The sequence below is a fragment of the Gordonia aquimaris genome, assembly GCF_026262595.1.
In the GTDB taxonomy this organism is placed as follows: domain Bacteria; phylum Actinomycetota; class Actinomycetes; order Mycobacteriales; family Mycobacteriaceae; genus Gordonia; species Gordonia tangerina.
Genome location: NZ_JAPKFM010000022.1, coordinates 21966 through 44494, shown reverse-complemented (window position 1 = coordinate 44494; position 22529 = coordinate 21966). Strand labels below are relative to the sequence as shown.

The window sequence follows — 22529 nt, the reverse complement described above, 5'->3', positions numbered from 1 at the left end:
ACCGGGCCGGCCGGTCAGGTCCGGCGCGGCACGATGATCGGCTGTCCCGACTCGGGATGATCCCAGATCTCCACCGGATGGTCGTAGGTGTCCGACAGCAACTGCGCGGTCATCACCTCGCGGGTCGGTCCATCGGCCAACAGATGGCCGTCCTTCATCAAGGCGACGCGATCGGCGTAGGCGGCCGCCAGGGAGAGGTCGTGCACCACCAGCAGGACGGCGCAGCCGTCGTCGCGGGCGGCCCGCAGGATGTCGAGGACGGTCTCCTGGTGGTGGATGTCGAGCGCGGCGGTCGGTTCGTCGAGCAGCATCACCGGTGCCTGCTGGGCCAGCGCCCGCGCGATCGACACCCGTGCCTGCTGGCCGCCGGACAACTGCGCGAACGGGCGATAGGTGATGTCGTGCAGATCGCACGCGCGGATCGCGTCGTCGATGATCTCAGGTGACCGGCGTGCGGCGTCGGTACGCAGCCAGGGGAAGCGGCCCATTTCGATGACCTCGATCACCGAGAAGGGGGTGTCGGTGCGATTGTGCTGGGTAACGAACGACCGCATGCGGGCAAGTTCCCGAGCAGAGACCTTCGCGATCGGCCGGTCGTCGATGTGGACGGTGCCGCGGTCGGGGGTGCGTAGACCGGCCAGCACCGACAACAATGTCGACTTGCCGCAGCCGTTGGGCCCGACGAGCGCGTGCAGCGAGCCGGGTTCGACTCGTAGTGAGACGTCGCGCACCACATCGCGATCCCCCAGGGTGACGGTGATGTGATCGGCTACGACACCGGCCGACCCGGTCACCAGCCCGCCCCCGCCCGTCGGCTACGGCGCAGCAGCAGGAAGAACACCGGTCCACCGATGAGTGAGGTGAACATCCCCAACGGGAGGTCGGCGTCGCCGAGCATTGTGCGGGCCGCCAGGTCGGCGGCCGTGATCACCAGCGCGCCCCCGACCACGCTGGCAGGTAGCAGGATCGCATGGCGTGGACCCACGATGAGCCGCAGCACGTGCGGCACCACCAAGCCGACGAACATGATGATCCCGGAGAAGGCGACCGCAGCGCCGGTCAGGATGGAGACGAGCACGATCACCTGACGGCGGACGACCTCGACGTTGACCCCCAACGACGCGGCCTGGATCTCGCCGAGGGCCAGCAGGTCGAGCTTGTGCACCAGGACCAGTGACGCAGCGAGCGCCGCGATGATCAGCGGAACGGCCACCCACACCTCATCCCAGGTGGTGCCGGCCAGCGAACCCAGTTGCCAGAACACGATCTGTTCGCGTGCGGCCGTGGACGCCACGAAGGTCAGATAGGCGATGATGCCGAGGGTGAAGGCGTTCACCGCGATCCCGGTGAGCACCAACATGATCGCGGACGTGGAGCCGTCGCGCAGGGACAGTACGTACACCGACGCGGCGGTGAACAGGGCGAACACGAAGGCCGCACCGGCCAACGCCCAGTCGTTGGTGGCCCCGCCGCCGAGCACGATCATCAGACATGCGCCGACGGCCGCGCCCGACGACACCCCGATGATGCCCGGTTCGGCGAGCGGGTTGGCCAGCACACCCTGCAGCAGGCAGCCGCCGGCACCGAGCGCGGCGCCCACCAACAGGCCCAACACGATCCGCGGGAACCGGACGTTCCATAGTGCGGCCTCACCGTTGGGGTGCGACGGCAGGGGACCGATCTCGAGGTGGAAATGGTGGGCGAGGCTGCCGAGCACCTCGATCGGTGGGACACCCACCCGGCCCATACCGGCCGAGAGCACGACGAGCGCCGCGGTCGACACGAGCAGGACCGCGAGGACGACGATGTTTCGGGTGCGATGGCGGGTGCGGTGGTCGGCCGCGACCGGCGTCACCCGTTCGGACGTGGGGGCACTCATGCGTAGATCGCCTCAGCCAGGGCGCCGAGTACCTTGCCGGCGTCGGGGCCGAACGCCAGGATCTCGGTTTCGTCCATCTGTACGATGCGCCGGTTGCGCCCCGCATCTGTCTCGGCGATACCGGGCAACTCCAGAACTCCATCGAGCCCACCGACGGTGTCGGCGCCCTGCGTCATCACCAGCAACACGTTCGGGTCCGCCTCGATCATCGCCTCGGCGCTGATCGCGGTGAATGCCCCGCTGAGGTCGGCCTCGCGGCCGGCATCGCGCCCGCCGAGGTTCTCGATCAGGTCGTCGGCACCGGATCCCGGTCCCGCCAGCAGGATCAGATTGCGGCCTCGGATGTAGACGAAGGCCATCACCGGGTCCCCGGACGGGGACGGGACGAGATCACGTGCCGCTGCGACCTCGCGGTCGGTGCGGGCCACCAGCTGTTCACCCTGCACGGGCACACCGAGCGCGTCGGCGACCGAACGCATCAGGGAGTCGTTGGCGTCGAGGCTTCGGGTACCGGGGAACACGACGACCGGGATGCCGGAGTCGCGGATCTGATCGACGGCCGCCGCGGGGACGGTGTTCTCGTCGACGAGTACGACGGTGGGCGACAGCGCCAGGACCGCCTCGGCGTTGAGGCTGTGCCCGCGGTTGGTGACCACCGGTAGGTCCACCGCGCTCGGAAACGCCGTCGACGTGTCGCGCCCGACCACGTTCGGACCCAAACCGAGCGAGAACACGATGTTGCCGAGAGTGCCGTTGATGTCGACGGCGATGATCCGGTCGACATCGGTGACCGTGACCGGCCCGTGCCCCGTGGAGTCGACGGTGACCGGCAGCGTCGGGGTCGGATCGGTCGCGATCGGCGTCACGTCGGTGGCGGGTAGCTCCGCGGTCTGCGGCCCGTCGGCCAAGTGCGCGGTGGGCGCCACCGACGCGGCCGGCTGCTCGATGGGTTCCACGAAACATGCGGACAGGGTTCCGATGATGAGCACGACGAGCACCGCGAGCGCCGGACGCACCGTACCGATCCTGCTCACCCGCTCACCTGCGCCACGATTCCTCCCACCGCCCGACCTGGTCGGCGCTTCATCTGCCCTTAGTCTCACCTTAGTTCGCCTCGCACCCGCGACCCACGCCGCCTCCGGCGTGAAACCGGACTCGATAAGCTGGCACCATGACCGTTCGCGCCGCCCTGCGTCCCGGCACCCTCTCGCCGACGCGTCCCGTCCCCGATTCCATCGAACGGCCGGAGTACGCGTGGCGGGACACCGTCAATGAAGGACACGAACCGTGGGTGCAGACCCCGGAGACCATCGAGAAGATGCGGGTGGCCGGCCGGATCGCAGCCAACGCGCTCGCCGAGGCGGGCAGGGCGGTGGCGCCCGGGGTCACCACCGATGAACTCGATCGGATCGCGCACGAGTACATGGTCGATCACGGCGCGTATCCGTCGACCCTGGGCTACAAAGGGTTTCCCAAGTCGTGCTGCACCTCGCTGAACGAGGTCATCTGTCACGGCATCCCGGACTCGACCGTGATCGCCGATGGGGACATCGTCAACATCGACGTCACCGCCTACATCGACGGGGTGCACGGCGACACCAACGCCACCTTTCTGGCCGGTGACGTGTCCGCCGAGGCCGCCGATCTGGTCGACCGGACCCGGATCGCCACCGAACGGGCCATCAAGGCGGTGAAACCGGGACGCGAACTGAACGTCATCGGGCGTGTGATCGAGGCCTATGCCAACCGCTTCGGGTACACCGTGGTCCGCGACTTCACCGGCCACGGCATCGGTGAGACATTTCACAATGGTCTGGTGATCCTGCACTACGACCAGCCCAACGTCGACACGGTCATCGAGCCGGGCATGGTGTTCACCATCGAACCGATGATCAACCTCGGTGGGCTCGGCTATGAGATCTGGGACGATGGCTGGACCGTCGTGACCACCGACAAGAGGTGGACGGCCCAGTTCGAACACACCCTGGTGGTGACCGAGGACGGCGCAGAGATCCTCACGCTGCCCGAGCACTGAGCCGCGCGTCGTCGGCCCTCGGGTGTCGGCTCAGCGGTGGACGGTGTGTGCGGCGGCCGACCACGCCCACGAGTCGTCGCCTATCCTGAGCGCGTGGACACGCAACACCGCGCCGTTCAGGTCGGCGAGCACACTTTCGACACCCGGATCAGTGGCCCCGAAGACGGAAAATGGGTGCTGCTGCTGCACGGATTCCCGGTCAACAGTTCCTGCTACGACACCGTCGTTCCCCGCCTGCACGAGAGTGGTCTGCGCACAATCGTTTTCGATCAGCGCGGGTACAGTCCCGGCGCTCGCCCGGACGGGGTGGACGCCTACCGACTGGAACTGCTCGTCGGTGACGCGATCGGCCTGCTCGACGCGCTCGGTGTCCAGTACTCGATGCTGGTCGGCCACGACTGGGGCGGCATCGTCGCCTGGCACCTGGCGGCCAAGCACCCGGACCGATTCACCGGCCTGGTGGCTGCGAGCACCGGACACCCGTCTGCGATGCGCGACGCCCTGGAGTCCTCGGACCAGCGTGAACGTTCGCGCTACATCAAGGATTTCATCGCAGACGACGCCGAGGGCAAGCTGCTCGCCGACGACGGGGCCGCACTGCGCGCCGCCGGGGTGACTGCCGAGGAACTCGCTCCGCTCACCGAACCGGGCGCTCTGACCGGACCGCTGAATTGGTACCGCGCCAATTTCACCGGCGACATCGCGGCCACTCTGGCGTGCCCGCCGGTCGAGATCCCTACGACCATGGTCTGGGGTGACGCCGACGATGCGCTCGGCCGTGAACAGGCGCAACTCAGCGGACGCTACGCGTACTCCGACTTCCGTTTCTGCGAGCTGCCCGGGGTTGACCACTGGGTTCCGCAGCACGCCGCTGCCGCACTGGCCTCGGAGATCGCGCTGCGCTCCACGGTGTTCTGATCGGACCGGGGCCCCGCGACCGGGGTCGGGCTAGCCGAACCGTTCGGTCCGAATCCGCTCGCGCGCATGGCCGGCGTCGATCATCGCGGCGGCACAATGCTCCACGAAAGCGGTGGGACCGCAGATGAACACGGTCGGTGCCTCCTCCGGCCCGATGGTGAGTTCGGCGATCTCGGCGGCCCCGAGTCGACCGGTCGGACGGGGGTCCGTTTCGGGGCCACGTCGGGTGTAGACCAGATGGACCGGCAACCGTCGATGCTGGGTGAGCTGGCGGAGGTCATCGGCGAAAAGCATGCGATCCGGTGAGCGCAAAGAGTACACGAGATTGAAAACCGATGTGGGGGAAGCGATTTCGCGGTGTCGGAGCATCGACATTAGGGGGCCGAGCCCCGAACCGCCGGCGATCAGCTGCACCGGATCCGATCGGCTGCCGTCCCAGGTGAACCACCCGCCATGCGGCCTGGTCACCTCGAGCGGTTCACCCACCTCCACGACGTCGACGAGATACGGTGACACCTCGCCGTCGTCTGCCCGTTCGACGGTGACCTCGATAGTGCGTGACTCGCGGGCATCCGACACCGAGTACGTGCGTGCGGTCGAATAGCCGTCCTCGGCGGTGAGGCGGATGTCGAGATGCTGGCCGGGCACCGCGCGGAACGGTTCGGACAGGGCGAGCCGGAGTGATCGTGCGCTGTCGCTGTGCCGCGTCTGCGAGACGACGGTGCTCACCTGCCAGTCGTTCATGACCAGGTCCGCGCGGTCATGAGTAGCGCTGTTCGGTCCAGGGGTCGCCGTGCATGTGATAGCCGTTGCTCTCCCAGAATCCGGGGGTGTCGCTCGACATGAACCGTAGGCGGCACACCCATTTCGCGCTCTTCCAGAAGTACAGGTGCGGCACGAGCAATCGGGCCGGACCGCCGTGTTCGGCGGCCAGTGGTTCACCGTCGTAGGAGTCGGCGATCCAGCCGCGACCATCGACCAGATCGGCCAGAGCGACGTTGGTGGTGTAGCCGCCATGGCAATGCGCCATCACGAAGTCGTCGGCGTCCCACGGCAGTTCGGCCAGAATCGTGTCGAAGGACACGCCCCGCCAGCGGGTTTCGAACTTCGACCAGCGGGTCACACAATGGATGTCGGTGACTATGTCCTCATGCGGCAGCTCCTGGAACTCGGTCCAGTTCCACTTGTGGATTCGATGTCGCGTGGACTGGACGGCCAGCGACCACGTGTCGAGCGACACCGTCGGCGTCGGTTCGGCCGACAGCACCGGAAAGTCGAACGTCCGGTATTGCCCGGGTGGCAAACGGTCGGCATCTCGATCACGTCTGCCGACAAAGCCGCGGTTGACGATCGCCATGCCGGAAATCCTACCGGCCGATCAGATCTCGAGCCCCAACAGCGCGTTTTCGAGCACCTCGGGCATCGCCGGATGTATCCAGTACTGGCCGCGCGCCATTTCGTGCGCGGTCTGCCCGAAGGACATGGCCTGGATGATCGGCTGGATCACCGTGGGTGCCTGTGGTCCGAGGATGTGGCAGCCGAGTAGCCGACCGGTACCCCGCTCGGCGATCACCTTGCAGAAACCGGTGGTGTCCTCCATGGCCCACCCGTAGGCCACATCGCCGTAGGCCTGCACCTTGACGGTGATGTTGAGGTCCATGTCCCGCGCCTCGTCCTCGGTGAGTCCGACGGTGGCGATCTGCGGATGGGTGAACACCGCGGCCGGCACGTACCGGTGGTCGAACCAGACCAGGTCGTCGGCATCCCAGCCCTTGAGCAGATTCGCCTGCACCACCCGTTGCTCGTGATTGGCGACATGCTTGAGCTGATACGGCGAACTCACATCTCCGAGCGCCCACACGTGTGCGGCCGCGGTCCGGCCGTGCGGGTCGCACACCACCCGACCGTGATCGTCGAGATCGACCCCGATCGAGGCCAGATTGAGCCGGTCGCCGTTGGGACGACGTCCGGTCGCAACCAGCAGCGCGTCACCGTCGAGATGCGTGCCGTCGCCGAGGCTGACCCGGACGCCGCCACCGTCGAGCTCGACCACGTTCGTCACGTCGGTATTCAGTCGTACATCCCATTTTTCCGCGGCCACCGTCGTGAACCGTGTCGAGATGTCGGTGTCGAGTTTGCGCAGCAGCGCGGGGCCACGTGCGATGACCGACACCGCGCTGCCCAGCGCGCCGAACACATGCGCGAACTCGGCTGCGATGTAGCCGCCGCCCACGATGATGAGTCGATCGGGGACATGGTCCAGACGCATGACGTCGTTGTTCGTGTAATACGGTGCGCCGCATTGGCTGATCGCGGGCGGGACGGTCGCTCGTGATCCCGCGGCGATCACCACCTCGTCGGCGAGGACCAGCGAGTCGGCGGTGACCAGGCGGTAGCGGCCGTCGTCGTCGCGTCCGTCGAACTCGACATGCGTGGAGTACACGGTGATGTTGTCGCACCGTTGTTCGCGATACTCCCGGCCGCCGGCCGAGATCGGATCGATGCGACCGAACACCCGGTTCACGATGGCGGGCCAGTCCACCGAGTCGACACGGCTGTGCACGCCGAGCCGGTCTCCGTGCGCCGCGTTGTCGGCGACCTCTGCGGCGTAGACGAACATCTTCGTGGGGATGCAGCCGACGTTGAGGCAGGTCCCGCCGTAGACGCCCTCCTCGAAGATCGCGATCGATCTGTCGTCGAAACGCTCGTCGGGGATGGAGTTGCCGCTGCCGGTGCCGATGATCGCCAGGTCGACGATCTGGGTGGCGGTCATGCCGGCCCCGCGGTCGAATCCGACTGTGCCGCGGCCGGCACGCCGAGCGTGCCCTGCAGCCAGTTGTCGATCTCACGATAGGCGTGCTCACGTGCGTGTGGCACCGACAGCACCACATCGTGGCGGGCGTCGGCGATGGGGACGACGGCCACCCGGTCACCCAGACATCCGCTCCACCGCGACATGTGACGCACATCGAGAACCACATCGGCGTCGTCCACCGAACCCGGTTGCGCCCGGTTGAACAGGGTCTTGTCCGAGCGCAGCACCAACGACGGCACCCCGACGTCGACACCCCGATGCAGTCGCGCATGCCCACGCCGCACGGCATTGAGGAAGCCGAAGGTGACCGGAAATCCGCCCATCGGTTTCAGGGCCAGGTCGAAGGCCCACTCGCCGCCCGTGGTCTCGTGGATGCTTCGGCCGTAGCCATCGGAGAGTTCTTGGGGGAGTACCGCCTTCGGGCCGACGGCGGCGAGGCCACGCAACAGCAGCGAGACCGGCAGGGTCCGCAGGATCGGACTGCCCTGCAGATCGAACCAGGGGCTGTTGAGCAGCAGACCGCAGACCGCGGCATGCAGATCCGGCGATCCGGACCGAAGCCGGTCCAACCACAGCGAGGTGATGAGGCCCCCGGTGGAGTGGGCGGCCACGATCACCCGTTGCGGGCCACCGGCGGCTCGCGTCTCGTCGATGACCACCTCCAGTGCGTGGCCGAGTTCCTCGTCGTACTGGCGCAGGTCGGTGGTGAAGTGCGCGGTGTGCTGCGGCTGCAGTGAGCGTCCACATTTGCGCAGGTCGAGCGCATAGAAGGCGTAGCCGCGTTCGTGAAAGAAGTCGGCGAGAGGTTCGTGGAAGAAGTAGTCGGTGAATCCGTGGATGTAGAGCACCGCGCCGTGTACGGCCGGTTCGGGGCCGGCCTTACGCACCAGGGTCGCGGTGATCGGGTCCTCGCCGTCCGGGTCGGGACCCAGGGGCAGGGGGAGGACTTCGTAGCGATCCAACAGATGATCGGGTTGCCAGGTCGCAGCTGATCGGCCGCCATCACGGGCGGCGCTCGAGGATGCGGTCACACGGTCCACTCTAGATATCGTGCGGGGGGTCGGGCGCGGCGGTGACTGTCGCCCAGCCCACACTTTGGCCCAGGCGATTCCGTTGTTTGCGCCGGAATGGGGAACAATGGCGGTTGACAGGGACGACCGATGGTGGCAGACCCTCGCGGCACACCGCGACAGCCTCGATCGTCCAACCCGTGCGAAGGAGAGCTCCTCGTGTCTCACTCGGTGATCAAGACGGACGTCGCGCTGGTCGGTGCCGGAATCATGAGCGCCACTCTCGGCGCCCTGATCCGTCGACTCGAGCCGACCTGGTCGATCAGTGTTTTCGAACGGCTCGACGCCGCGGCCGCGGAGAGCAGCGATCCGTGGAACAACGCCGGCACCGGGCACTCGGCGCTGTGCGAGCTGAACTACACCCCGAAGACCGCCGACGGCGATGTCAACATCGACAAGGCGATCAACATCAACGAGCAGTTCCAGGTGTCGCGTCAGTTCTGGGCCTACTCCGTGGACAACGGCATCCTCGGTGACCCCAGCGAGTTCATCAATCCGATCCCGCATGTGAGTTTCACCCACGGTAGCGACGGCGTCGACTACCTGCGTAAGCGCTATGACCGTCTCGCCGGCCAGGTGTTGTTCGAGGGCATGGAGTTCATCGACGACGAGGCGACCTTCAGCGAGCGTCTGCCGCTGATGTCGGCCGGACGCGACTTCTCCGACCCGGTGGCGCTGAACTGGTTCACCGACGGCACCGACGTCGACTTCGGCGCATTGACCCAGCAGCTGCTCAACCACATCGGCGAAACCGGTGCCGATGTGTACTTCGGTCACTCGGTCACCAACCTGACCAAGCAGTCCGACGGCAGTTGGATCATGAAGGTCAGCAACCTGCGGACCAAGCAGAAAGTGACCGTGCACGCGAAGTTCGTCTTCGTCGGCGCCGGCGGCGGAGCGCTGCATCTGCTGCAGAAGTCCGGTATCGCCGAGGCGAAGGGTTTCGGCGGTTTCCCGGTGTCCGGGGAGTTCTTCCGCTGCACCAACCCTGACCTCGTCGCCGACCACCAGGCGAAGGTGTACGGCCAGGCCGCGGTCGGCGCTCCGCCCATGTCGGTGCCGCACCTCGACACCCGCGTCATCAACCATCAGCCGGGACTGCTGTTCGGGCCCTACGCCGGGTGGTCGCCGAAGTTCCTCAAGAGCGGCAAGATCACCGACCTCCCGTTCTCGGTCAAGCCGAACAACCTGCTGCCGATGCTGTCCATCGCGCCCCAGGAGTTCGGTCTCCTCAAGTACCTCATCAGCGAGCTGGCCGCCAGCCGCGCCGACCGGGTGAACACCCTCGGCGAGTTCGTCCCGCGCGCCGACGGCGCGGACTGGGAGATCATCACCGCCGGACAGCGTGTCCAGGTGATCCGCAAGACCGGCGTCGGCGGCTCGCTGGAGTTCGGTACAGCGGTGGTGACCGCCGACGACGGCACCATCGCCGGCCTGTTGGGCGCCTCGCCCGGTGCGTCGACCGCGGTGCCCGCGATGCTCAACGTGCTGGAGAAGTGCTTCCCGAAGGAGTACGCCGGGTGGAAGCCGGCACTCACCGAGATGATCCCGTCGTTCGGGCAGAAGCTCTCCGACAACCGCGACCTGTTCCGGCAGGTGTGGGACTGGACCAGCGCGAGCCTGCAGCTCAAGCGTGGGGCCGTCGCCCCACAGGTCGACGCCGAGCGCGCGACCGCGCCGGCCCTCTGAGCGGCCATCTGGTGCAGGCCCACACCGGTGTGATACTCACGAGACCATGACTTCGGCAGGGCAGTTGCATCAGAGTCCGGCCGACCGGATGGATGCGTCCACCCTCTACCAGATCCTGCGGTTGCGGGTGGACGTCTTCGTGGTCGAGCAGGCTTGTCCGTACCCCGAACTCGACGGCCGCGACCTGGAGGCGGGCACCCGTCAGTTCTGGATCGTCGACGACGGCGTGGTGGTCTCGACATTGCGTCTGCTCACCGAACCCGCGTCGGCCGACGAGCAGCCGAGTTTCCGGATCGGCCGCGTGTGTACCGAACGCGGCCACCGGGGTCAGGGCATGACCGCGCGGCTGATCAGCGCTGCGCTCTCCGAGATCGGCGATCATGTCTGCCTCATCGAAGCGCAGGCCTACCTCGTGGAGATGTATGCCAAATTCGGGTTCGTGGTGCAGGGCGACGAGTACTTGGAGGACGGCATCCCGCACGTGACCATGCGTCGCGACCCGGCCGTGCCCGCGGCGACCGTCGACGGGCCGCGATGAGCGGCCGGCACCATCGCGGCGCCGAGATCGACGGACCTGTCCGCTACCCGTTCAGCGCGGTCGTCGGGCAGGAACGGCTCAAGCTCGCGCTGATCTTGTCGGCGATCGCACCGGGTATCGGCGGGGTGCTGATCCGGGGTGAGAAGGGTACCGCCAAGTCGACCATCGTGCGTGGACTCGGCCCGCTGCTGCACACCGGCGACGAGTCGGATCGCTCGCGCCCCGGTGGCGGAGACGGCGTGCGTGGCCGGGTCGTCGAGCTGCCGATCGGCGCGACCGAGGACCGGGTCATCGGATCGCTCGACCTGACCGCGGTGCTCAGTGAGGGCCGCACCCTGTTCACCCCCGGGCTGCTGGCCTCGGCCGACGGTGGCGTCCTCTACATCGACGAGGTCAATCTGCTGGCCGACCACCTCGTCGACGTCCTCCTCGACGCCGCCGCCAGCGGCCGGGTCACCATCGAACGCGACGGGGTGTCGCACACACAGGCCGCCGACTTCGTCCTCGTCGGCACGATGAATCCGGAGGAGGGCGAACTGCGCCCGCAGTTGCTGGACCGCTTCGGTCTGGCCGTCGACGTCGCCGCCGGCCGCGACATCGACGAGCGGGTGGCCATCGTCTCGCGCCGGATGGCCTTCGACGCCGATCCAGAGGCCTTCGTGGCCGACCATGCGGCTGCCGAAGCCGAACTGACGCAACGGATCGCCGACGCTCGTGCACAGCTGACCGAGGTGACCATCCCGCAGGTGGAGCTGCGCCGGATCGCCGGGGTCTGTGCTCATCTGGAGGTCGACGGTCTGCGCGGCGACATCGTGGTGGCCCGGACCGCGGCGGCGCACGCCGCGTGGCGGCTCGCCGACGAGGTCACCGCCGACGACGTCCGCGTCGCAGTCGAACTCGCGCTGCCGCATCGGCGCCGGCGCAATCCGTTCGACGAGTCCGGGCTCACCGACCAACAACTCGACGACGCGATGGATGCCGGTGCCGACGCCGCCCGCAGCGATACGCCCGACCCGACCGACCCCGACCCGACCGACCCGGGCGGTGGTGGTGGCCACGACGGCGACGGTGGCGACGAGCCGGGCGACACCACGGCGTCCGATGTCGATCAATCCTCCGGCGAGACGACGTCCGAGGGCGAGACGACGTCCGAGAGTGAGCAGCCCTCCGAACCGGCGCCAGGTCCGCGCTTCGGTTCCGTACCCTCCACGTCGACGGCACCGCGCATGACGCGCCTGGATGTGCGCGGGATCGGTGAAGGCGACCCAGGGCGCCGGTCGCGTGCCCGGTCGCGTCGCGGGCAGACCACGCGCGCAATCGATTTCACGCACGGCCAACCGGTGCACCTGTTCGGGACCGTGCTCTCGGCCGCCGATCGGGCGGCCGGTGGCACGGTGCGGGTGGCACCCGACGATCTGCGCGGCGCCGAGCGCATCGGTCAGGAAGGCAACCTCGTCGTATTCGTCGTCGACCTCTCCGGCTCGATGACTGCTCGCCGTCGACTGTCGGCGGTGACCGGTATCTGTGTCGATCTGCTGCGCGACTCCTACACCCGACGCGATCGGGTGGCGGTGGTGGTGGCGCGCGGTTCGTCGGCCGAGGTGGCGGTGCCGCCGACGAGATCGGTGGACATCGCGGTCCGTCGGCTCGCCGAGATCCGGACCGGCGGACGCACGCCACTGGCCGAGGGTCTGATCGCGGCCACCGAACTGATCGACCGAGCCGCTCGCCGCGAGCCGCACCGGCGACCATTGGTGGTGGTGCTCACCGATGGCCGGGCCACCGCGGGCCCCGACGCCTCGGCACGAGCCCGCGCGGTCGCCGGCGCAATCGGCCGACGTGGGATCGATTCCGTCGTCGTGGATTGCGAACAGGGGATGATCCGGCTCGGCTTGGCCGCCGAACTGGCAGCGACGATGGGTGCGCGGTGCCTGCCGATGGACGAGCTGACGGCGGGTGTGCTGCGCAGCGACGGCCGGGCCGCCTGAGACACTGTTCGCACCAGACCGCGACCGGCAGGAGGCAGCGTGCCGCAAGGAGTGCCCGACACCATCCCCGACGATGGGCTGACCACCCGGCAGCGGCGTAACCAGCCGGTGCTCGCGGTGCACACCGGCGAGGGCAAGGGCAAGTCGACCGCGGCGTTCGGCATGGCGATGCGGGCCTGGAACGCCGGCATGCGGGTGGCGGTCTTCCAGTTCGTGAAGAGTGCCAAATGGCGGGTCGGCGAGGAGAGCGCCCTCACCGCGCTCGGCGAGGTACACGCACAGACCGGGCGCGGAGGTCCGGTGGAGTGGCACAAGATGGGCCAGGGCTGGTCGTGGTTGCGAGCCAACGCCGATCACGACGACGATCACGCCGTAGCGGCACGCGCCGGTTGGGACGAGATAGCCCGGCGACTGGCGGCGCACGAGCACGATTTCTACGTCCTCGACGAGTTCACCTATCCGCTGCATTGGGGGTGGGTGGACACCGACGCGGTGGTGGCGACCTTGCGAGCACGGCCCGGACGCCAACATGTGGTGATCACCGGCCGCCGAGCGCCGGCCACCCTGATCGACGCCGCCGACCTCGTCACCGAGATGCACAAGATCGCGCACCCGATGGACGCCGGCCGCAAAGGACAGAAGGGCATCGAATGGTGACCAGGTGACACACCGCCGCGGGAACGTCGGATGAGTGCAGTCCCGGCTGTCGTGATCGCCGCGCCTGCCTCGGGCAGCGGCAAGACGACGGTGTCCACCGGTCTGATCGGCGCCCTGCGGGCTGCGGGTCATCGGGTGGCGCCGTTCAAGGTGGGGCCCGATTACATCGATCCCGGATATCACGCTGTCGCCGCTGGCACGGTGGGACGCAACCTGGACCCGAACCTGGTCGGTCCGGAGCTGGTGGGACCGTTGTTCGCCGCGGGGGCGGCCGGTGCCGACATCGCGGTGGTCGAGGGGGTGATGGGCCTGTTCGACGGCCGCATCCTGCCCGAAGAGACCGGTGCCGAGGACCCCGCGGCTTTCGGGTCGACGGCACATGTCGCCCGGCTCATCGGCGCGCCGGTCGTGCTCGTCGTCGACGCCGCCGGTCACAGTCAGTCGCTGGCCGCAGTGTTGCACGGGTTCATCGGGTATGACCCGTCGATCCGCATCGTCGGTGTGATCCTCAACCGGGTCGGCTCCGACCGCCACGAGACCGTGTTGCGACAGGCGTGCAGTCGGGTCGGGCTGCCGGTGGTCGGCGTGCTGCGCCGAGACCCCGGGCTGCAGGTGCCGTCGCGTCACCTCGGACTCATCCCGGCGGCCGAACGGCGCGACGACGCAGTGCGCGCGGTGGCCGCGATGACCGCCACCCTGGGTGCGGCCCTGGATCTCCCGGCGATCGTGGCGGCCGCACAGAGCAGTCTGCGGCCTGCGGTGACGCCGTGGTCGGCCGATGACGCGGTGGCCGCTCACTGTCGGGTCGCCGACGTCGGGGCACGACCGCGCGTGGCCGTCGCCGGCGGCGCGGCGTTCACCTTCGGTTACGCCGAGCACCGAGAACTGCTGACCGCCGCCGGTGCCGATGTGGTGGGTTTCGATCCGCTCGTCGACCCCCTGCCGGCGGACACCGACGCGGTGGTGATCGGCGGGGGATTCCCGGAAGAGCACGCTGAGGCGCTGTCGGCCAACGAACCGTTGCGCAGCGGGCTCGCGGCGCACGCGCGGTCGGGTCGTCCGATCGTCGCCGAATGTGCCGGATTGCTTTACCTCGCAAGCGAACTCGACGGCCATCCGATGGCCGGGGTGCTGGATGTGGCGGGCCGGTTCGGTCCGACGTTGACGCTCGGATACCGCGATGCGGTGGCGGTCACCGATTCAGTTGCCTTCGCCGCCGGTGAACGGGTGACCGGTCACGAATTCCACCGCTCGACGGTCCACGCAGGGGTGCACGCGCCCGATCCGGCGTGGGCGTGGCGCGATCACCGAGGTCACCCGGGCAGCCACGGATTCGCCTCCGGTGCGGTCCATGCGTCCTATCTACATGTGCACCCGGCGGGTTCGCCGGCGGCGGTCGTGCGGTTCGTGGAGCACGCCCGAGCGCACGCCGAACGCACGGAACGTACGGGGCGCGCGGGATGAATCGTGGGTTGAGCGAGGCGCTCGACGCGCTGGCGCGCCACGGCGTCGACGACCCCCGCGTGCTGAGTGACCTCCTCGAGGCCGTGCTCGTCGTCGGCCGGGGTCTCGAACTCGACCGCGCTTTGCAGCGCATCGTGGATGTCGCGTCGCAGGTCGTCGGCGCCCGCTACGGCGCGCTCGGCGTGCGGGGACCCGACGGCGGACTCAGCGCCTTCGTCTACACCGGCATCACCCCGGCCCAGCGATCACAGATGGATCACCTACCGGTGGGTCGCGGCGTGCTCGGCCTGCTCATCGACGAACCGCAGGTGTTGCGGATTCCCGCGCTCGGCGACCACCCGGCATCGGTGGGATTCCCGCCCGGCCATCCGCCGATGTCTACGTTCCTCGGTGCGCCGATCATCATCCGCGGATCCGTGTTCGGCAGCATCTACCTCACCGAGAAACGGTCGGCCCCGGAATTCACCGAGGTCGACGAAACCTTGGTGGCGGTGTTGGCCGTGGCCGCAGGGGTCGCGGTGGACAACGCCCGACTGTTCGAGCAGGCCCGGACCCGGCATCGCTGGATGCAGGTCATCGCCCGGCGCGGTTCGGAACCGATGGCGGGTATCGCGTTGGAGGACACCCTGGCACGCCTGTGCGATGACGTCGCCGACCTCACCGCCGCCGTCGACGTCTTCGTGCTGACCGGAGCACCCGGTGGGGTGGAGGTGGTCGGACACACCGGGGCAGCGATCGCCGGCGGCGACCTCGGGGTGACCGCCTTCCCGACGCGGTCCGTGGTGCCCGCAGACGAGATCGGTTCGTCGCTGATCCGGCGCGCTGCCCGTTGGGTGACGGTGCAGCCACTGCAACGCGCGGCCGGAACCTTCGGCCGCCTCGTCATCACCCACGCCGACCGGCCACGATGGGATGACGAGGACGCGGCAGGCCTCGCCGGTGTCGCCGAGGTGACCTCGCTCGCGGTCGCCTACGCCGAACAGCAGCAGGTGGCTCGCGATCTCGAGGTGCTCGAGGACCGGCATCGGATCGCGCGGGATCTGCACGATCACGTCATTCAGCGACTGTTCGCGATCGGGATGTCGGTGCAGACGATGTTGGCCGGGGCCGCTACCGACGACGCCGCCCGTGCACGGCTGGAGCAGGTGGTGGCCGACCTCGACCGCACCATCGCCCAGATCCGCACGTCCATCTTCGATCTGCAGACCATTTCTGGCCACCACGACACCGCGACGCTACGTAGGCGCGTGCTCGACATCGTGTCCGAACTAGCCGCGCAGGCGCCGATCGCGCCGAGCGTGGCATTTGCCGGCCCGGTTGACACCGTCGTCCCCGAACGGCTGGCCCCACACATCGATGCGGTGCTCCGGGAGGGGTTGTCGAATGCGTTGCGACATGCGGACGCTGACCACATCGACGTGTCGGTGACCGCCGACGACGGCGTGCTCACCGTCGCGATCAGCGACGACGGCGTCGGGATCGGAACCGACGTGGTCTACCGCGGTCTGGACAACCTCACCCGCCGAGCCGAGGACTGTGATGGCGTGTTCGAGGTCGCGACGGCGCCCGGCGGTGCCGGTGGCACCACACTTACTTGGACAGTGCCGCTCACCGGGTGAGCCTCAGGGCGCCCGGCCGTCACGCAGTTTGGTCGCCATGACCGCCACCTGGGTGCGGCGTTGCATGTCCAGTTTGGTCAGGATGCGCGACACATAGTTCTTGATCGTCTTCTCCGCCAAGAACATTCGCTCGGCGATCTGTCGATTGGTCAGCCCCTCACCGATCAGCTTGAACACCTCGCGCTCCTGATGGGTGAGTTCGGCGAGGGGATCGTGGGCGGGGGCACTGCGGTTGCGGAGTTTGGCCAGCAGCGCCGATGTGCTGCGGTCGTCGAGCAGCGATCCACCCGCACCGACGGTGCGGACCGCTTCGATCAGGTTGTGGCCGAGGATCTGCTTGAGCACAAACCCCGACGCCCCGGCGAGCACCGCCGCGAGCAGCGCGTCGTCGTCGGCGTAGCTGGTCAGCATCAGGCACCCGATCGACGGTTGCGCGGCCCGGACGTCGCGGCAGAGTTCGACGCCGGAGCCGTCGGGGAGGCGGACGTCGAGGACCGCGACGTCGGGCACGGCAGCGAGGATCCCGACCCTCGCCTCACCCACCGTCGCCGCCTCACCGATCACTTCGAGATCGTCGGCGGTGCTCAACAGATCGCGAAGTCCGCGTCGCACCAATTCGTGGTCGTCGACCAGATAGACGCGGGTCGGCGTCGGCCGGGTGGCGCCCTCTGTCGGAACCTCGGGAGGCATGGTCTGACGGTACCGCAGCGCCCCCGCCGGGGCAGTCGCCCGATCCGGCGACCTGCGACCCAGCGCAGTCGGGACTTTCGGCCCACGAGACGCACGGCCACCCGCGAGCAGAGTTGATCGCGTCATATCCGTGTGACCCCGAGGAGAGCGATGACCAGTCTGATCGATCCACCCGCGGTGACCGACAACCGGATGTCCGGGTCGGATCTGCTCCGAGAGTTGTTGCCGGTGTGCGAGACCGAGGTCGACCGGCACATGAAGATGACCAAGGACTGGCATCCGCACGACTACGTGCCATGGGACGACGGGCGCAACTTCGCCGCGCTGGGCGGGGTGGACTGGGACCCGTCGCAATCGCAGCTGTCGGAGACCGCCAAGGCCGCGATGATCACCAACTTGCTCACCGAGGACAATCTGCCCTCGTATCACCGCGTCATCGCCGAGAACTTCAGCCTCGACGACGCGTGGGGATTCTGGGTGGGACGCTGGACCGCCGAGGAGATGCGGCATTCGGTCGTCATGCGCGACTACCTGGTGGTGACCCGCGGGGTGGATCCGGTGGAGCTGGAGAACACCCGGATAGCCCACATGACCCACGGGTTCAACCCGCTGCCCGCTGACGACGGGCAACGCGACCACAGCTACGACATGCTCTATGCGGTCAGCTACGTCAGCTTCCAGGAACTCGCGACGCGGGTGTCACATCGCAACACCGGCAAGGCGTGCGGTGACCCGGTCGCCGACCGCATGCTGGCGCGGGTGGCCGCCGACGAGAACCTGCACATGCTCTTCTACCGCAACATCGTCGCCGGTGCGCTCGACCTGCTGCCCGATCAGACGATGGCCGCGATCTACGGGATCGTCGCCAACTTCCAGATGCCCGGTGCCACGATGCCGAACTTCCGACGCAACGCCGTGCTCATCGCGAAGGGTGGCATCTACGACCTCCCGCAACACCTGTCCGAGGTAGTGATGCCGGTGTTGCGCAAGTGGCGGATCTTCGAGCGCGACGACTTCGGACCGCTCGGCGAGCACTACCGCGACCTGCTGGGCCGGTTCCTCGACGAGATGGACGTCAAGGTCCGCAGGTTCGAGGAGTCGCGTGAGCGGGCCTTGCAGCGACAGCGGGCACGCGGGGTCGATTCGGACGCGCTGCTGTGACCGACACCGACACCGCGGCCCCGATCGCCGAGGCCCCGATCGCCGGCTTCGACACCGCCATCGCCATGGCCGAGGCGGCCAGCTGCGGCAACGTGAGCTGGTGGAACTCGATCCGTATGCAACCCGAGGATCCGGCGCTCGGCGAGTACGCGACATCGGTGCTGCTCGCGGAGCTGCTGCGGTCATCGGCTCACCGTCTCGGAGTTCCGGTCGCCGACGTGTGGGAACTCGCCCGGCGGAGCGGCCGGCTGCCGGGCTGACCGGGTGGCCTGAGCGGGCGGCGAGGAAGGGAGACCGGCACTGGTCGGCCCGACCGATGGAGGGTCGGTAGGCTCGTGGGTCATGTCCTCAGGCGTGTCCGACGGTGCCGATGGTGCCCGTCCCGCAACCGAAACGTCCCCGACCCCCGGGTCGCCGAACGACAGCTCCGGCGGTCACTACCTGGTCGGTCTCGACCTGGTCGGTCGCCGGGTGGTCGTGGTGGGCGGTGGGTCGGTGGCCCAGCGCCGACTGCCCAATCTGATCGCTGCCGGCGCCGACGTCCACGTGATCGCCATCGACCCGACACCCGCGGTCGAGTCCACCGTCGGGATCTCGGTGTCGCACCGAGCCTATGAGAACGGCGACCTCGACGGGGCGTGGTACGTGATGGCCTGCACCGACGACCCGGCGGTCAACGCGCAGGTCGTGGCCGACGCCGAGGCCCGCCACACCTTCTGTGTCCGCGCCGACGACGCGCGCTTCGGCACCGCGGTCACCCCGGCGTCCGGCCGACATCGGGATCTGCAGTTCGGTGTGCTCGCCGGTGGCGACCACCGGATGTCGGCGGCGTTGCGGGCCGCGATCGGCCGGGCGCTGGCCGACGGGTCGCTGCGTGTCGAGGACGACGCACCGCATGCCGCGGGGGTGGCGCTCGTCGGCGGTGGTCCCGGCGATCCCGACCTGATCACCGTGCGCGGCCAGAAACTGCTGGCTCAGGCCGACGTCGTTGTCGCCGATCGGTTGGCGCCCGCGCAATTGCTCGCCGAACTCGGCCCGCAGGTGGAGATCATCGACGCCGCGAAGGTGCCCTACGGCCGCTCCATGAAACAGGACGCCATCAACTCGGTGCTGGTGGAGCGCGCGCAGGCGGGCAAGTTCGTGGTGCGACTCAAAGGCGGCGACCCCTATGTCTACGGACGCGGCTTCGAAGAGGTGCAGGCGTGTGTCGAGGCAGGCGTGCCGGTGACGGTGGTCCCCGGCATCAGCAGCCCGATCGCCGCCCCGGCGTCGGCCGGCATCCCGGTCACCCATCGGGGCGTGACCCACGAGGTCGTCATCGCCTCCGGTCATGTCGCCCCGGATCATCCCGATTCGCTGATCGACTGGCCGGCGATCAGTAAACTGCGCGGGACGCTGGTGCTGATGATGGCGGTCGAACGCGTCGACGTGTTCGCCGATGCGCTCCTGGCCGGCGGCAAACCGCCTGCCACCCCGGTCGCGATGATCGAGAACGGGTCGCTGCCCACGCAGCGTGTCCTGCGTACCGACCTGGAGCATGCCGCGGCCACCGCCGACGAGCACGGATTGCGGCCGCCGGCGATCGTCGTGATCGGCGACGTGGCCGGATTCACCGGCCTGGCTACGTAGCGCCGGCACAACCGACCGAAACGGGCCAACGGCGATTGGCATATTCGGGGCGCCGGACGGTACCGTCGAACTTTATGTCAGCCCCCGAAACGTCGAGCCCCGCGCACGCCGGCGTGCCGGCCTACCGCAACGTCTTCGGGCCCGCGATCCTGGTGCTGAGCGGAATGCAGCTGCTCATGGTGCTCGACGGCACCGTGGCCGCCCTCGCGTTGCCCAAGATCCGCGATGCGCTGTCGCTCTCGGAGTCCGGTGCCAACTGGATCATCAGTAGTTATGTCCTCGCATTCGGCGGGCTGATGTTGCTCGGCGGCCGTCTCGGCGACGCGTTCGGGCGAAAGCGGATGTTCGTCATCGGTGTGGTGGCCTTCACCGTCACCTCGCTGCTGTGCGGTGTCGCATGGAACGAGGCCAGTCTCATCGTCGGGCGCGCCTTGCAGGGGGCCTCGGCGGCGATCGCCGCGCCGACGGCGATGGCGCTGGTCGCGACCACCTTCGCACCCGGAAAGGCGCGCAGTCAGGCGTTCGCCATCTATGCGGCGATGACCGGCGTCGGCTCGGTCGCCGGACTCATTCTCGGTGGCGTCCTCACCCAGGTGTCGTGGCGGCTGGTGTTCCTCATCAACGTGCCCATCGGGGTGCTCGTCGCCGTCGGTGCGGTCGCGGTACTGCGCGAGTCGCAGGGTGAGCGGTTGTCGCTCGACATTCCCGGCGCGATCCTCGGCACACTCGGTTGCACCTTGCTGGTGCTGGCGGTCAACGAGGGACCCGACGGGTGGGCGCGCCCGCTGGTGGTGGGATCGTTCATTCTCGGTGGCCTCGCCCTGACCGCCTTCGTCATCGTCGAACGACAGGCCGCCAATCCGATCCTGCCGTTTGTGTTGTTCGACAATCGCAGCCGTGTCGCCGCGCTCGTCGCGATCTTCTTCGCCAGCATGATCATGATGTGCATGGCGGTGTTCATCTCGCTGTATCTGCAGGGCATTCTCAAGTACTCGCCGATCCAGAGCGGGATGGCCGTGGTGCCCTTCGCGTTCGGCCTCGGCATCGCGGCCGCGATCGCCTCGAAGCTGGCGCTGATCATCCAGCCTCGGTGGCTGGTGTTGCTCGGTGGCGCGATCATCCTGGCCGGCTGCCTGTACGCATCGTCGATCGCCACCGGCAGTCCCGGATACTTCCCGAGCATCGGCCTGCCCGTGGTGGTGATCGGTTTCGGTGTCGGCTTCGCCGTCATCCCGCTCACCCTGTCGGTCGTCGCCGGAGTGGGCCCCACCGAGATCGGCCCGCTGACCGCGCTCGCCCAGGTGGCGCAGAACCTCGGTGGTGCGATCGGTCTGGTGGCCGTGGGCGCCGCAGTCACCTCGCGGGCGCTGTCGGAGGGTGGCACCACCCGGCCCGTCGAGGAGATGAACCCGACCGAACTCGCCGCGCAGGCCAGCGGCTACGGTCTCGCCTTCGCCTGCTGCGCCGGGATCGCAGTGCTCGCCGCCGTGGTGGTGCTGTTCATGCGGTTCACCCCGGAGGAAGTGGCCGAAGGTCAGGCGGCGCAGGAAGCCGCCAACGCCAACCTCGACGTCGACGAGCGCACCCAGCACTGAGGCCGCTGGCCCGGCGGCGGAGTGCTGCGGTCAGTCGGTGATAACCACGATCTGCTCGGAGCCCTCGATCTCGACCCGCTGGCCCGCGTCGGACAACACGGCGGCGAGACCGTCGATGTCTCGCACGTTTCGGCGAGTGTGCACCAGGGCGCGGGCCATCAGCCCTTTGTAGTGCTTGTTGAAGTGGCTGACCACTTTCCGGCTGCCGTCGGCGGCCTCGGTCACCACGGTGGCGGTGACGGCGTCGCGAACCGGGCCAAGTTGCTGATACACCCCGGACCGTAGGTCGACGATGAAGTCGTCCACAGCGGCGAGACTGTTCGACAACTCCGGCTTCCAGACCGACGCCAGCGTCGACATGCCGGGCAACTTGGAGCCGCCCGACAGTCGGTACGCCGGAATCATGTCGCCGGCACGGACCACGCCGAACAATGCCGAGCCGATGGCGAGGCGTTCGCCGGCTTTGGTCTTCTGTGCGCGGGTCATGGCACCGTGGTCGAGTGCGTCGTAGAGCACCCCCGTGTAGCGCTCGATCGCCGGTCGGGTGGGGGCGAGCCACAGATCCGCGTTGCGGTCCACCTCCGCCAGCTGGGTACGGCCCAACCCGAGGGCGGCTCGGCTGGCGTCGAGATCTGCCGACAACTCGACGAGCGACTCGGCGATGCGTTTGCGGATGGGATTGAGCTCCGGAAACACCAGGGTGTCCAGGTCGAGCGGCGCACCACGCCCACCGTCGGATTTGGTCTCGGAGGGAGGCAGGATGACGAGCACCGCAACACCAT

Annotated in this window: 21 protein-coding genes; 12 read left to right on the top strand and 9 right to left on the bottom strand. The window is 68.3% G+C overall.

What is annotated here, in order from left to right; all coding sequences use genetic code 11:
- Window positions 1-14: 14 nt before the first annotated feature.
- The 3 genes from OSB52_RS18345 to OSB52_RS18335 are packed head-to-tail and all read right to left on the bottom strand — an operon-like array spanning window position 15 to window position 2904.
- A complete protein-coding gene (locus tag OSB52_RS18345) occupies window positions 15-794 on the bottom strand; it encodes a heme ABC transporter ATP-binding protein (protein WP_235722256.1) in 780 nt (259 codons plus the stop codon).
- Window positions 791-1879, bottom strand: a complete 1089-nt coding sequence (locus tag OSB52_RS18340) for a FecCD family ABC transporter permease (RefSeq protein WP_235722255.1) — start codon at window positions 1877-1879, stop codon at window positions 791-793. Before OSB52_RS18340 ends, OSB52_RS18345 begins: the two co-directional genes overlap by 4 nt.
- On the bottom strand, window positions 1876-2904 hold the full coding sequence (locus OSB52_RS18335; protein WP_235722386.1) for a heme/hemin ABC transporter substrate-binding protein: 1029 nt from the start codon (window positions 2902-2904) through the stop codon (window positions 1876-1878). Before OSB52_RS18335 ends, OSB52_RS18340 begins: the two co-directional genes overlap by 4 nt.
- A 146-nt stretch (window positions 2905-3050) precedes the next feature.
- On the opposite strand from OSB52_RS18335, the gene map reads away from it, so the two are divergent.
- Complete coding sequence (map, locus tag OSB52_RS18330; protein WP_235722254.1) at window positions 3051-3914, top strand: type I methionyl aminopeptidase; 864 nt, start codon at window positions 3051-3053, stop codon at window positions 3912-3914.
- A 93-nt stretch (window positions 3915-4007) separates the two neighbouring features.
- On the top strand, window positions 4008-4832 hold the full coding sequence (locus tag OSB52_RS18325) for an alpha/beta fold hydrolase (protein ID WP_235722253.1): 825 nt from the start codon (window positions 4008-4010) through the stop codon (window positions 4830-4832).
- A gap of 30 nt (window positions 4833-4862) precedes the next feature.
- On the opposite strand, the gene OSB52_RS18320 is transcribed toward OSB52_RS18325, so the two are convergent.
- The 4 genes from OSB52_RS18320 to OSB52_RS18305 are packed head-to-tail and all read right to left on the bottom strand — an operon-like array spanning window position 4863 to window position 8678.
- Window positions 4863-5576, bottom strand: a complete 714-nt coding sequence (locus OSB52_RS18320; protein ID WP_235722252.1) for an FAD-binding oxidoreductase — start codon at window positions 5574-5576, stop codon at window positions 4863-4865.
- Between the two features lie 16 nt (window positions 5577-5592).
- Window positions 5593-6189 (bottom strand): molybdopterin-dependent oxidoreductase, encoded by a 597-nt coding sequence (locus tag OSB52_RS18315; protein WP_266063013.1) that lies wholly within the window; start codon window positions 6187-6189, stop codon window positions 5593-5595.
- Between the two features lie 21 nt (window positions 6190-6210).
- The gene (locus tag OSB52_RS18310; protein ID WP_266063012.1) at window positions 6211-7605 is read right to left on the bottom strand and encodes a mycothione reductase; all 1395 of its coding nucleotides are present in this window, start codon (window positions 7603-7605) and stop codon (window positions 6211-6213) included.
- Window positions 7602-8678, bottom strand: coding sequence for an alpha/beta hydrolase (locus OSB52_RS18305; protein ID WP_266063011.1), 1077 nt, complete (start codon window positions 8676-8678; stop codon window positions 7602-7604). Before OSB52_RS18305 ends, OSB52_RS18310 begins: the two co-directional genes overlap by 4 nt.
- Window positions 8679-8876: 198 nt before the next feature.
- On the opposite strand from OSB52_RS18305, the gene mqo reads away from it, so the two are divergent.
- From mqo to OSB52_RS18275, 6 genes are read left to right on the top strand one after another with little or no spacing between them, the layout of a single operon-like run.
- A complete protein-coding gene (gene mqo / locus OSB52_RS18300; RefSeq protein WP_266063010.1) occupies window positions 8877-10406 on the top strand; it encodes a malate dehydrogenase (quinone) in 1530 nt (509 codons plus the stop codon).
- 46 nt (window positions 10407-10452) lie between these two features.
- Window positions 10453-10944 carry a GNAT family N-acetyltransferase gene (locus OSB52_RS18295; RefSeq protein WP_266063009.1) on the top strand — a complete coding sequence of 164 codons (492 nt, stop codon included), beginning with the start codon at window positions 10453-10455 and terminating at the stop codon, window positions 10942-10944.
- Window positions 10941-12932: a VWA domain-containing protein gene (locus OSB52_RS18290; protein ID WP_266063008.1), complete on the top strand. Its 1992-nt coding sequence runs from the start codon at window positions 10941-10943 to the stop codon at window positions 12930-12932. Before OSB52_RS18295 ends, OSB52_RS18290 begins: the two co-directional genes overlap by 4 nt.
- 39 nt (window positions 12933-12971) lie before the next feature.
- On the top strand, window positions 12972-13589 hold the full coding sequence (gene cobO, locus OSB52_RS18285) for a cob(I)yrinic acid a,c-diamide adenosyltransferase (protein ID WP_266063007.1): 618 nt from the start codon (window positions 12972-12974) through the stop codon (window positions 13587-13589).
- Between the two features lie 30 nt (window positions 13590-13619).
- Window positions 13620-15053 (top strand): cobyrinic acid a,c-diamide synthase CobB, encoded by a 1434-nt coding sequence (locus OSB52_RS18280; RefSeq protein ID WP_235722244.1) that lies wholly within the window; start codon window positions 13620-13622, stop codon window positions 15051-15053.
- Entirely contained in the window at window positions 15050-16672 is a 1623-nt protein-coding gene (locus OSB52_RS18275; protein ID WP_266063006.1) for a GAF domain-containing sensor histidine kinase, read from the top strand. The genes OSB52_RS18280 and OSB52_RS18275 overlap by 4 nt, the downstream gene beginning before the upstream one ends.
- A gap of 3 nt (window positions 16673-16675) precedes the next feature.
- Here OSB52_RS18275 and OSB52_RS18270 read toward each other — a convergent pair whose 3' ends face one another.
- Complete coding sequence (locus OSB52_RS18270; protein WP_266063004.1) at window positions 16676-17362, bottom strand: response regulator; 687 nt, start codon at window positions 17360-17362, stop codon at window positions 16676-16678.
- 150 nt (window positions 17363-17512) lie between these two features.
- Between OSB52_RS18270 and OSB52_RS18265 the strand changes: the two genes are divergently transcribed.
- The 4 genes from OSB52_RS18265 to OSB52_RS18250 all read left to right on the top strand — a co-directional run bounded on the left by OSB52_RS18265 (window position 17513) and on the right by OSB52_RS18250 (window position 21747).
- Window positions 17513-18523 (top strand): acyl-ACP desaturase, encoded by a 1011-nt coding sequence (locus tag OSB52_RS18265; RefSeq protein ID WP_266063003.1) that lies wholly within the window; start codon window positions 17513-17515, stop codon window positions 18521-18523.
- Complete coding sequence (locus OSB52_RS18260) at window positions 18520-18783, top strand: hypothetical protein (RefSeq protein ID WP_235722240.1); 264 nt, start codon at window positions 18520-18522, stop codon at window positions 18781-18783. The genes OSB52_RS18265 and OSB52_RS18260 overlap by 4 nt, the downstream gene beginning before the upstream one ends.
- 82 nt (window positions 18784-18865) lie before the next feature.
- Entirely contained in the window at window positions 18866-20152 is a 1287-nt protein-coding gene (gene cobA / locus OSB52_RS18255) for a uroporphyrinogen-III C-methyltransferase (protein ID WP_266063002.1), read from the top strand.
- Window positions 20153-20226: 74 nt separating this feature from the next.
- The gene (locus OSB52_RS18250; protein ID WP_266063001.1) at window positions 20227-21747 is read left to right on the top strand and encodes an MFS transporter; all 1521 of its coding nucleotides are present in this window, start codon (window positions 20227-20229) and stop codon (window positions 21745-21747) included.
- 30 nt (window positions 21748-21777) lie between these two features.
- Here the strand turns inward: OSB52_RS18250 and yaaA are convergent, their stop codons facing one another.
- On the bottom strand, window positions 21778-22518 hold the full coding sequence (gene yaaA, locus OSB52_RS18245; RefSeq protein WP_266063000.1) for a peroxide stress protein YaaA: 741 nt from the start codon (window positions 22516-22518) through the stop codon (window positions 21778-21780).
- Window positions 22519-22529 lie beyond the last annotated feature (11 nt).